The sequence below is a fragment of the Aeromonas sp. PrichA-15 genome (assembly GCF_017939245.1).
In the GTDB taxonomy this organism is placed as follows: Bacteria; Pseudomonadota; Gammaproteobacteria; order Enterobacterales; family Aeromonadaceae; genus Aeromonas; species Aeromonas caviae.
In genome coordinates this window covers 26,168-37,691 of the sequence record NZ_JAGKRH010000190.1, presented here as the reverse complement: position 1 = coordinate 37,691, position 11,524 = coordinate 26,168, and the positions used below count along the sequence as shown (strand labels likewise).

At 61.2% G+C, this 11,524-nt stretch carries 9 protein-coding genes and 1 pseudogene; 7 read left to right on the top strand and 3 right to left on the bottom strand.

The genetic code is table 11. The annotated features are described in order from the left end of the window. The coding region (locus J9889_RS18815; RefSeq protein WP_210538172.1) for a transposase at positions 1 to 79 on the top strand (79 nt) is incomplete at its 5' end. Between the two features lie 60 nt (positions 80 to 139). After that, positions 140 to 970: pseudogene (locus tag J9889_RS18810) on the top strand (PA0069 family radical SAM protein); the annotation flags it as partial. Positions 971 to 976: 6 nt separating this feature from the next. On the opposite strand, the gene J9889_RS18805 reads toward J9889_RS18810, so the two are convergent. Together J9889_RS18805 and gyrA are read right to left on the bottom strand one after the other, a co-directional pair. Beyond that, positions 977 to 1,150, bottom strand: coding sequence for a hypothetical protein (locus tag J9889_RS18805; protein WP_171865703.1), 174 nt, complete (start codon positions 1,148 to 1,150; stop codon positions 977 to 979). A gap of 304 nt (positions 1,151 to 1,454) precedes the next feature. Next, positions 1,455 to 4,202 carry a DNA topoisomerase (ATP-hydrolyzing) subunit A gene (gene gyrA, locus J9889_RS18800; protein ID WP_210557684.1) on the bottom strand — a complete coding sequence of 916 codons (2,748 nt, stop codon included), beginning with the start codon at positions 4,200 to 4,202 and terminating at the stop codon, positions 1,455 to 1,457. Between the two features lie 199 nt (positions 4,203 to 4,401). Between gyrA and ubiG the strand changes: the two genes are divergently transcribed. From ubiG to yfaE, 5 genes are all read left to right on the top strand, one after another. Next, positions 4,402 to 5,118: a bifunctional 2-polyprenyl-6-hydroxyphenol methylase/3-demethylubiquinol 3-O-methyltransferase UbiG gene (gene ubiG / locus J9889_RS18795; RefSeq protein ID WP_052816220.1), complete on the top strand. Its 717-nt coding sequence runs from the start codon at positions 4,402 to 4,404 to the stop codon at positions 5,116 to 5,118. After that, positions 5,118 to 5,804, top strand: coding sequence for an HAD-IA family hydrolase (locus tag J9889_RS18790; protein WP_052816222.1), 687 nt, complete (start codon positions 5,118 to 5,120; stop codon positions 5,802 to 5,804). Before ubiG ends, J9889_RS18790 begins: the two co-directional genes overlap by 1 nt. 585 nt (positions 5,805 to 6,389) lie before the next feature. Further along, complete coding sequence (gene nrdA, locus J9889_RS18785; protein ID WP_010674815.1) at positions 6,390 to 8,657, top strand: class 1a ribonucleoside-diphosphate reductase subunit alpha; 2,268 nt, start codon at positions 6,390 to 6,392, stop codon at positions 8,655 to 8,657. A 79-nt stretch (positions 8,658 to 8,736) separates the two neighbouring features. After that, a complete protein-coding gene (gene nrdB / locus J9889_RS18780) occupies positions 8,737 to 9,870 on the top strand; it encodes a class Ia ribonucleoside-diphosphate reductase subunit beta (RefSeq protein ID WP_010674816.1) in 1,134 nt (377 codons plus the stop codon). Between the two features lie 69 nt (positions 9,871 to 9,939). Next, positions 9,940 to 10,239, top strand: a complete 300-nt coding sequence (gene yfaE / locus J9889_RS18775; protein WP_270804653.1) for a class I ribonucleotide reductase maintenance protein YfaE — start codon at positions 9,940 to 9,942, stop codon at positions 10,237 to 10,239. Positions 10,240 to 10,371: 132 nt separating this feature from the next. Here the strand turns inward: yfaE and mltA are convergent, their stop codons facing one another. Next, entirely contained in the window at positions 10,372 to 11,523 is a 1,152-nt protein-coding gene (gene mltA, locus J9889_RS18770) for a murein transglycosylase A (protein WP_052816227.1), read from the bottom strand. Position 11,524: the final 1 nt, after the last annotated feature.

Sequence of the window (11,524 nt, the reverse complement as noted above, 5' to 3'; positions counted from 1 at the left end):
ACGCTCTTACTTTGCGGGCTCTTGCGGCGGAGCACCGTTGGAGGTGATCAAGCAATACATTCAAAACCAGCGGGGCTGACGCCCCGGCGAAATTCCCCTCCCACCTACGTCGGAGGGAGTCCCCTTTCGCATTTAAGATGGCTGCATCTACTGCTATGCCAGACCCAGCCACGCCTACCTTGAGCTCTCCCCCGGGCTGGATTTCGAGAGCAAGCTGTTTGCCAAAATCAATGCTGCCGAGCTGCTGCGACGGGAGTTTGCCAAGCCAGCCTATCAGCCACAAACCATCGTGCTGGGGGCCAATACCGATCCCTATCAACCCATCGAGCACCACTATCGCCTGACTCGCGAACTCCTGACGGTGATGCTGGCTCATCGCCATCCAGTAGGGCTCATCACCAAGAGCGCCATGATCCTGCGCGACCTCGATCTGCTGACCGAGCTGGCCCGGGAAGGGTTATGCCAGGTGATGGTGTCGGTCACCACCCTCAATGAGACGTTGAGGCGACAGCTGGAGCCCAGGGCCAGCACGGGGGTTGGGCGGATCAAGGTGATCGAACGACTGGCCAAGGCCGGTGTGCCGGTCGGCGTGCTCGCCGCCCCCATGATCCCCAGGCTCAACGAGCAGGAACTGGAACAGATCATCAAGGCCGCCGTCGACGCCGGGGCGGGCTGTGCGGATTACATCTTGCTGCGATTGCCCCACGAGCTCACCACCCTCTTTTGCGACTGGCTCGATACGCACTATCCCGGCCAGAAAGAGGCGATCCTCAACTAGCTGCGGGCAAGCCGGGGTGGCGCACTCAACAGCGCCACCTTTGGTAGCCGCATGCGAGGTGAAGGACAGTTTGCCGACCTGCTCGCCCAGCGCTTTCGCCTGATCAGCAGGCGGCTGCAACTGGGCAAGCGCCATATAGCACTCAATACGGCCGCCTTCATCCGCCCGGGCGAGCAGTTGCGTCTGTTCTGAGCGCCGTCAGCTCCGTGGTCTCGGCGGGCAGCTCCCCGCTGGGTGGCGCCGTGCAATCAGCTCCGCAGGCAGGCGGGATGGCTCGTGCGCCACCTCCTCCTCATCCACCCTAAGGCGCACCTTCTCCTGCCCTCCCCACATCCGGCTCCACCAGATCTCCCACATTACCCAGCTCGTCATAACAGTGCTCCTGGCAAGCGATGCCTGCCTCTGTGGTGGCCTCATTCAACGCAGGCAGCATGGCTGGCCGTCATGACAGGGCCATGACAGTCGAGTGAAGGAATCGTGTTGATGCGATGGGACCAACCCTGCATATCAGGAAGATGACGCCGTGGCAGGCAGGGCTGCATGCACGGCAGACGGAGCCGGGCAGCAGAGAAGAGAGCTGCTGGGCAAGCACAAGGACGGGGAGAGCCTGCGGTGAGGCGGACAAAAAAAGAGCGACCATCAAGGTCGCTCTTTTGCACCGGACAAAGGGGGACGATTACTCGTCGCCCGCCTCCCCGGTATCGACGGCGCCAGCGTCCGCTGCGGTGTCGGTGCCTTCAGACACCTCCCCTTCAACAGCCAGGGCCTCGGTTTCCTCTTCGTCGCTCTCGGCAACGCGCTGCAGGCCGACTACGGTCTCGTCTTCACCGGTACGGATCAGACGCACACCGCCGGTGTTGCGGCCGATGACGCTCACCTCGGACACCCGGGTACGAACCAGGGTACCGCCGTTGGTGATCAGCATGATCTGGTCGGTATCTTCGACCTGGATCGCATCGATCACCTTGCCGTTGCGCTCATCCACCTTGATGGAGATGACGCCCTGGGTACCACGGCTCTTGGTCGGGTACTCGTCCAGCGCGGTACGCTTGCCGTAACCGTTCTCGGTGGCGGTGAGGATGGCACCATCACCACGGGGCACGATGAGGGAGACCACCTTGTCACCGGCGCCCAGCTTGATGCCGCGCACACCGGCAGCGGTACGACCCATGGGACGTACGCCCTTGAAGGTGCCTTTGCTTTCGGTGCCTTCGCCGTTGTCGCTGCCGTCATCGTCGTTGCCGGCGTCGTCGTCGGTGTCGACTTCGTCAGTGGCATCGGCATCGGCACGACCACTGCCTTCCGCAAAGCGAACCACCTTGCCCGCATCGGAGAAGAGCATGATCTCGTTGCTGCCATCGGTGATGTCCACCCCGATCAGCTCATCACCCTCTTTGAGGTTGATGGCACGGATACCGGAGGAGAGCGGACGGCTGAAGTCAGACAGGCTGGTCTTCTTCACGGTGCCGTTGGCGGTGGCGAAGAAGACATACTTGTCGGCGTCATATTCTTTCACCGGCAGGATGGCGGTGATGCGCTCACCCTCATCCAGCGGCAGCAGGTTGATGATCGGACGACCGCGGGCGCCACGGGACGCTTCCGGTAGCTGATACACCTTGAGCCAGTAGACCTTGCCACGGGTGGAGAAGCACAGAATGGTGTCGTGGGTGTTGGCCACCAGCAGACGCTCCACAAAGTCCTCTTCCTTGATCCGGGTGGCCGACTTGCCACGACCACCGCGGCGCTGGGCCTCGTAATCGGAGAGCGGCTGATACTTCACATAGCCCTGGTGAGACAAGGTAACGACCACGTCTTCCGGGGTGATCAGATCTTCGATGTTGATCTCGGCACTGGACATGCTGATCTCGGTGCGACGCTCGTCGCCGTACTGCTCGCGCACGGCCAGCAGCTCGTCACGGATCACTTCCATCAGGCGTTCCGGGCTTGCCAGGATGTGCAGCAGCTCGGCGATGAGATCCAGCAGAGATTGGTACTCTTCCAGGATCTTCTCGTGCTCGAGGCCGGTCAGCTTGTGCAGACGCAGGTCAAGGATGGCCTGGGCCTGGATCTCGGTCAGGAAGTACTGCCCTTCACGGATGCCGAACTCCGGCTCCAGCCACTCGGGGCGAGCCGCGTCGTCGCCCGCTTTTTCCAGCATGGCGGCCACGTTGCCGAGCTCCCAGCCCTTGGCTACCAGGGCGGCTTTCGCATCCGCCGGGGTCGCACTGTGGCGAATGAGCTCGATGATGGGGTCGATGTTGGCCAATGCCACCGCCAACCCTTCCAGGATGTGCGCCCGATCCCGCGCCTTGCGCAGCTCGAACACGGTCCGGCGGGTCACCACTTCACGGCGGTGCAGCAGGAACGCATCCAGGATCTCTTTGAGGTTCATCACCTTGGGCTGGTTGTTGTCCAGCGCCACCATGTTGATGCCGAACGTGGTCTGCATCTGGGTGTGCTTGTAGAGATTGTTCAGCACAATCTCGCCGGACTCGCCGCGCTTGATCTCGATGACGATGCGCATGCCGTCTTTGTCGGACTCATCGCGCAGGGCGCTGATGCCCTCGATTTTCTTCTCTTTGACCAGCTCGGCGATCTTCTCGATCAGGCGAGCCTTGTTCACCTGATAGGGGATCTCGTGAACGATGATGGTCTCGCGACTGGTCTTCTCGTCCACCTCCACTTCAGCCTTGGCCCGCACATAGACGGAGCCGCGACCGGTACGGTACGCCTGCACGATGCCGGAACGACCGTTGATGATGCCGCCGGTGGGGAAATCCGGGCCGGTGACATGGGTCATCAGCTCGTCAATGGTGAGGTCGCCGTTTTCGATCAGCGCCAGGCAACCGTTGACAATCTCGGTGAGGTTGTGAGGCGGGATGTTGGTCGCCATGCCCACCGCGATACCGGAGGAGCCGTTGACCAGCAAGGTGGGGACCTTGGTGGGCATGACAGCCGGGATCATCTCGGTACCGTCGTAGTTCGGCACCCAGTCCACGGTCTCTTTGTCCAGATCGGCCAGCAGCTCGTGGGAGATGCGCGCCATCCGCACTTCGGTGTAACGCATGGCCGCGGCGTTGTCGCCGTCCACCGAACCGAAGTTGCCCTGACCGTCGACCAGCATGTAGCGCATGGAGAAATCCTGCGCCATCCGGACGATGGTGTTATACACGGCGATGTCGCCATGCGGGTGATATTTACCGATTACGTCACCGACCACACGGGCCGATTTTTTATAGGGCTTGTTCCAGTCGTTCCCCAGCTCGTTCATTGCATACAGAACGCGGCGGTGAACCGGTTTCAAGCCATCACGCACATCCGGCAGAGCTCGTCCTACGATCACGCTCATGGCGTAATCCAGATAGGAACTCTTGAGCTCTTCTTCGATGTTGACCGGCGTGATCTCTCTGGCCAGATCGCTCATAGAAAGCCTTAATCCCTAATTAGTTGTTCTTTGGCTTAAACAGCGCGACATGGTAACACACTGAGCCAAATACATTAAGCCACAAATCCGATGAGCACATCGGGCTGGTGCGACGAGGTCGGTCCGTTATAATGCGCGCCAGGACAATAGATTGCGCGCGCCCAGCCCGCTGCGCGCCTTGCCACAGGATCATCAAAACATGAATAGTGATGCCAATGTCGATCTGACAGAAATCGCCAAATTTGAAGCCATCGCCTCCCGCTGGTGGGACATGGAGGGCGAATTCAAGCCGCTGCATCAAATCAACCCGGTGCGCCTTGACTGGATCACCGACAAGAGCGGCGGCCTGTTTGGCAAGCGCGTGCTCGACATCGGCTGCGGTGGCGGCATCCTCTCCGAGAGCATGGCCCGCCGGGGGGCCCGGGTCACCGGCATCGACATGGGCAAGGAACCCCTCGGCGTCGCCCGCCTGCACGCGCTGGAACAAGGTGTGGAGCTCGAGTACCGCCAGAGCACCGCCGAAGCCCACGCCGATGAAGCGCCTGGCCAGTATGACGTGGTTACCTGCATGGAGATGCTGGAGCACGTGCCGGACCCGGCCTCGGTGCTGCGCGCCATCGCCACCCTGGTACGGCCGGGGGGCAAGGTGTTCGTCTCCACCATCAACCGCAACCCCAAAGCCTATCTGATGATGATCCTCGGGGCCGAGTACCTGTTGAAGATGGTCCCCAAGGGCACTCACGATCACAAGAAGTTCATCACCCCCGCCGAACTGTGTCGCATGGGGGAAGCGGCGGGCCTGCTGGTGCGGGACATGAGTGGCGTTCACTACGCCCCGCTCTCCAACAGCTTCAAGCTCGGCAAGAATGTCGACGTCAACTACATGGTGGCGTTCGAGCGCCCGGAGCAAGGCTGATGAGCACACCTCACCCGATGCCCCTTGGCTGCGTGCTGTTTGATCTGGACGGCACCCTGCTCGACACCGCCCCAGACCTTGGCGCCGCCGTCAATCACGTGCTGATAAGCGAAGGCTTTGCCCCTCTCTCTGACGACATCATCCGTCAGACCACCTCCCACGGGGCCCTCGGGCTGCTCAGGGCCGGTCTTGGGGACGAGCTGCTCGAGGAGCTGGGGGCCACCCGCCTTCGCACCACCCTGCTCGACTACTACGCCGCCAACCTCTGCGTCGGCACCCGCCCCTATGAAGGCATGGTGGATCTCATCGAGTGGCTCGACGATAAAAAGCTGCCCTGGGGCATTGTCACCAACAAGCCGGGCTTTCTCAGCGAACCGCTCCTGGCAGCCCTGCCCGAACTCGCCAGTTGCGGCGTGACGGTGAGCGCCGACACCTTGCCGGTGCGCAAGCCCGACCCCGCCCCCATGTTCTTTGCCTGCGAGCGCCTCGGCATCGCGGCGAGCCAGTGTCTCTATGTGGGGGATCACGTGCGCGACATCGAGGCCGGCCGCAATGCCGGCATGCGTACCGCAGTGGCTGGCTGGGGTTATCTCAATGATGACGAGGATCCGGCCCTCTGGGGCGCCGATCTTCACTTTGATACCGTGCAGGCCCTGCACCACTGGCTGCGTTACGAGCTGAGCTGACGTCCATGCCCATGTCCGACAAGGCATCCGGATAGAGGCGGATCTGCGGGGCAACTTTGATGATGTTCCGATGGCAGTGCGGACATCTGCCCCGATGCGCAGATCCCCCCGCAGCGCACCAGAGGGATCCCGGACGATCCCTCTTTTTACGGGCTTGGCAACCCCCCGAACGGCGTAACAGGACACCTTTTGACCCTGACTGCACAAGGGATGAGCAGGCCGGATTTGCTAGTAAAAACACCCTGCTTTCGCAAGCAAAAAAAGTTATTTTAATTTTCCATCTTCGATCGCCGGACTTGCATTTGACGGATCGGACGGATGAAAACCCGTTCGCTGTGAGCGTCCACTAACTCCCGTCCCGACACCCACAATTTATCCACAGCTAATGCTTTATCCACAGATTGCATTACCGTATCGACCTCACTATCTTGTAGTTCGCATTAAAAATAACACTACATCTTGTGATTCATCGCACAATCCCTGCCCAGTTTCCCTCGACAGACGGAGCCGGGTTGCGCCATTGTGCGATGGCTTTTCGGGAATCAACCGATACCGGCAGGTATCAATGAAAGGGGTCATCAGCCAATGAACTTGTTTGTGACGAAGCGTAACGGACACAAAGAACCCATCGATCTGGATAAAATTCACCGTGTGCTCGACTGGGCTGCCGAGAAGCTCGACAACGTGTCGGTCTCCCAGGTGGAGCTCAAGTCCCACATCCAGTTCTATGACGGTATCCGTACCGCCGACATCCACGAGACCATCATCAAGGCTGCTGCTGACCTCATCTCCGAGCAAAGCCCGGACTACCAGTACATGGCTGCCCGTCTGGCCATCTTCCACCTGCGCAAGAAGGCCTACGGCCAGTTCGAGCCGCCCCACCTGTATCAGCACGTCGCCAGACTGGTGGACATGGGCAAGTACGACAAGCACCTGCTTGAAGACTACACCCAGGCGGAATTTGAGGAGCTGAACGGCTACCTCGATCACTGGCGCGACATGGACTTCTCCTACGCGGCGGTCAAGCAGCTCGAAGGCAAGTACCTGGTACAGAACCGCGTCACCGGCGAGATCTACGAGAGCCCGCAGTTCCTCTACATCCTGGTAGCGGCCTGCCTCTTCTCCAAGTATCCGAAAGATACTCGTCTGGACTACATCAAGCGCTTCTATGATGCGGTCTCGACCTTCAAGATCTCCCTGCCGACCCCGATCATGAGCGGCGTGCGCACCCCGACCCGCCAGTTCAGCTCCTGCGTGCTGATCGAGTGCGACGACAGCCTGGATTCCATCAATGCCACCGCCAGCGCCATCGTGCGTTATGTTTCCCAGCGCGCCGGCATCGGCATCAACGCCGGCCGCATCCGTGGTCTGGGCAGCCCCATCCGTGGCGGCGAAGCCTTCCACACCGGCTGCATCCCCTTCTACAAATACTTCCAGACTGCGGTGAAGTGCTGCTCTCAGGGCGGCGTGCGCGGTGGTGCGGCCACCCTGTTCTACCCGCTGTGGCACACCGAGGTGGAGAGCCTGCTGGTACTGAAGAACAACCGCGGCGTGGAAGAGAACCGGGTCCGTCACATGGACTACGGCGTGCAGATCAACAAGCTGATGTACCAGCGCCTCATCAAGGGCGGTGACATCACCCTGTTCTCCCCGTCCGATGCACCAGGTCTCTATGACGCCTTCTTTGCGGACCAGGACAAGTTCGAAGCGCTCTACGTCAAGTACGAACAGGATCCGGCCATTCGCAAGAAGACCCTGAAGGCAGTGGATCTCTTCTCCCTGATGATGCAGGAGCGTGCCGGTACCGGTCGCATCTACATCCAGAACGTGGATCACTGCAACACCCACAGCCCGTTCGATCCGAGCGTGGCGCCGGTACGCCAGTCCAACCTCTGCCTCGAGATTGCGCTGCCCACCAAGCCGCTCAACAACGTGGATGACGAGGACGGCGAGATTGCCCTGTGCACCCTCTCCGCCTTCAACCTGGGCGCCATCGAGAAGCTGGAAGATCTGGAAGAGATGGCCGAACTGGCCGTGCGCGCTTTGGACGCCCTGCTCGACTATCAGGACTACCCGCTCAAGGCCGCCAAGAAGGGCAGCATGAACCGCCGCACCCTGGGGATCGGCGTCATCAACTACGCCTACTACCTGGCTAAAAACGGTGCCCGCTACTCCGACGGTTCCGGTCTGGCCCTGACCCACCGCACCTTCGAGGCGATCCAGTACTACCTGCTGAAGGCCTCCGTGCAACTGGCCCGCGAGTTCGGCCCCTGCCCGGCCTTCAACGAGACCACCTATGCCCAGGGTATCCTGCCCATCGATACCTATAAAAAGGATCTGGACACCCTGTGCAATGAACCCCTGCACCTGGACTGGGAAACCTTGCGCGAAGAGATCAAGACCGTGGGTCTGCGCAACTCCACCCTGACCGCCCTGATGCCGAGCGAGACCTCCAGCCAGATCTCCAACGCCACCAACGGCATCGAGCCGCCCCGCGGCCTGGTGTCGGTGAAAGCCTCCAAGGATGGCATCCTCAAGCAGGTGGTACCGGAGTACCACCGCCTGAAGGATCAGTACGAACTGCTGTGGAAACAGCCGAGCGTCGACGGTTACCTGCAGCTGGTCGGCATCATGCAGAAGTTCGTGGATCAGGCGATCTCCGCCAACACCAACTACGACCCGGCCCGCTTCGAAGGCAACAAGGTGCCGATGAAGCAGTTGCTCAAAGACTTGCTGACCGCCTACAAATACGGTCTCAAGACCCTCTACTATCACAACACCCGTGATGGTGCCGACGACACCCAGACCGATCTGCAAGATGACGGCTGCGCTGGCGGGGCTTGCAAGATCTAACCGCGAAACGCACTGATAAGCCGGGCGGGAGCATCAAGCTCCCGCCCTCCTGTTTTCCCTATTTCACGGCATTCGAACCATGGCTTACTCTACTTTTTGCCAGACCCAAAACGATCAGCTCAAGGAGCCGATGTTCTTCGGCCAGTCAGTCAACGTGGCCCGTTATGATCAGCAAAAGCACGACATCTTCGAGCGGCTGATCGAGAAGCAGCTCTCCTTCTTCTGGCGCCCGGAAGAGGTGGACGTCTCCCACGACCGCATCGACTTCCAGGCTCTGCCGCCCCACGAGCAGCACATCTTCATCTCCAACTTGAAGTACCAGACCTTGCTGGATTCCATTCAGGGCCGCAGCCCCAACGTTGCCCTGCTGCCCCTGGTCTCCATTCCGGAGCTGGAGACCTGGATCGAGACCTGGGCCTTCTCCGAGACCATCCACTCTCGCTCCTACACCCACATCATCCGCAACATCGTCAACAACCCGGGCCAGGTGTTCGACGACATCGTGACCAACGAGCAGATCTTGAAGCGCGCCGGCTCCATCAGCCACTTCTATGACGATCTCATCGAGGCCACCTCCGTCTATCACCTGCACGGTGAGGGGACCCACCGGATCGGGGATCGCGAAGTCACCATCAGCCTTCGGGAGCTCAAGAAGAAGCTCTACCTGTGCCTGATGAGCGTCAACGCCCTCGAAGCAATCCGCTTCTACGTGAGCTTCGCCTGCTCCTTCGCCTTCGCCGAGCGCGAGCTGATGGAAGGCAATGCCAAGATCATCAAGATGATCGCCCGTGACGAAGCGCTGCACCTGACCGGCACCCAGCACATGCTGAACCTGATGCGCAGCGGCAACGACGACCCCGACATGGCGGAGATCGCCGTCGAGTGCGAGCAGGCCTGCTTCGAGCTGTTCAAGGAAGCAGCCCTGCAGGAGAAGGAGTGGGCCGAGTACCTGTTCCAGGATGGCTCCATGATCGGCCTGAACAAGGACATCCTCTGCCAGTACGTGGAATACATCACCAACCTGCGCATGGCGGCCGTCGGCCTGCAACCGGCCTTTGCCGGCACCAAGCAGAACCCCATCCCCTGGATCAACACCTGGCTCTCCTCCGACAACGTGCAGGTGGCGCCCCAGGAAGTGGAAGTAAGCTCCTATCTGGTGGGTCAGATAGACAGTGAAGTGCACGCCGACGATCTGGGTGACTTCGAGCTGTGATGCTAGGCGACCTCTGCTGGCAGGCCATGATGCGGGAGAGCGACGTCCGTGAGTGACGCCACCGCCACCCTGAACTCGCCCCTGCATACCGCCACCACGGCGCCGGAGGGGCAAGCCCCCCAGGTACAGACCCTGGACGGTGTGCTGCACCCCCATCCCGGCGAAAGCGTGCTGGAGACCCTGGAGCGCCACGGCCATCACGTGGAGTTCCAGTGCCGCAGCGGCTATTGCGGCGCCTGCCGCACCCCGCTGCTGGCGGGCAAGGTGCACTACGCCGCCGTCCCGCTCGCCTTTGTCTCCCAGGGGGAGTGCCTCCCCTGCTGCTGTCAGCCGGTGGGCGCCATCAAGCTCGATATCCGAAAGGGCTGACGGCCCTTGTCGCCAGATCTGCCCCGCAAACAAAAAGCCGCCGGATTGCTCCGGCGGCTTTTTTCATGGGAATGTCCCGTCTCTTGAGGGAAATGAGGGGCCATGACCCTCTTACATTACAACCCGGGGGCGTTACAACCAGGGGGCGGCGGTCGGCCCGTGGTGCAGACCCAGCTTCCAGACCCGGCCAAAGTGCTTGTAGTGACCGGCCGCGACACCGGCCTTCTCACCCATACCGTGGTAGAGATCGAGGTGGCCCTTCTTCACCGCGCCCCCCACATCCAGCGCAATCAGCAGCCGCAGCTGGTGCTTGCCGGTCCAGTTGCCTGCTTTGTCCAGCAGCGGTACTTCCGCGAGGATAGGGGTGCCCATGGGCAGCAGAGTCTTGTCGGCAGCCACCGCCGCCATCGGCAAGAGCGGAATGCCGGCGGCCCCCACCACGTCGTTGGTGGGACGGCGCTCGAAGAAGACATAGGAGGGGTTCTGCTCCACCAGCTCCTTCACGCTCTCTTCCGGCTGACGATTGGCCCACTCCTTGATGGCCTTCATGGACATCTGCTCCTTGGGCACTTCGCCACGGTCGATGAGCACCCGGCCAATGCTGACATAGCCGTGGCCGTTCTTGCCGCTGTAGCCGAGGTACTGCAACCGGTCGTCATCGCCGTAGTGAACGAAGCCGGAACCCTGCACGTCCATCAGGAAGTTGTCGATGAGGGATTTGCTGTAGCCCAGCTCCAGCCCCCGGTTGGCCAGCGCCCCCCGGTGGATCTCGGCCCGGCTCGGGCAGCGACCGCCGCAGTTGGGCATGGCATAGATGGGATACTTGTACTGGGCGTCCGGGCGATGGCGCACCTCCAGCACTGGCGAGTAGTAGCCGGTGAAGAGCACGTTGCCCATGCGGTCGGCACCGCCAAGCTGGGCCAGGCTGATACCGTACTGGGTGATATGGGCGGGATTGCCCCCATTGGCGACCCAGCGTGAGAGTTGACGGTAGAGCTCCCCATAGCGGCTCGCCATACGGCCGGAGCGTTCCATCACCAGCCGGCTCTGGGGACCGAACTTGCTGTAATCGGCGCGGGCGCGGCTGTTGACCCGCTCCACCCGCACCAGATCCCCCGGCAGGGCACCATCCAGATACTGCTTGCCCAGATTCACAGGGATCTCGCAGTTCAGAAAACATCCGGATTCCGCCTTCTTCTGGGGCACCTTGACCGGTTCAGGGTTGCCCGCACAACCGGCCAGCCCCACCACGGCGGCGGCCAACCAGTACGCATGTCTATTCATA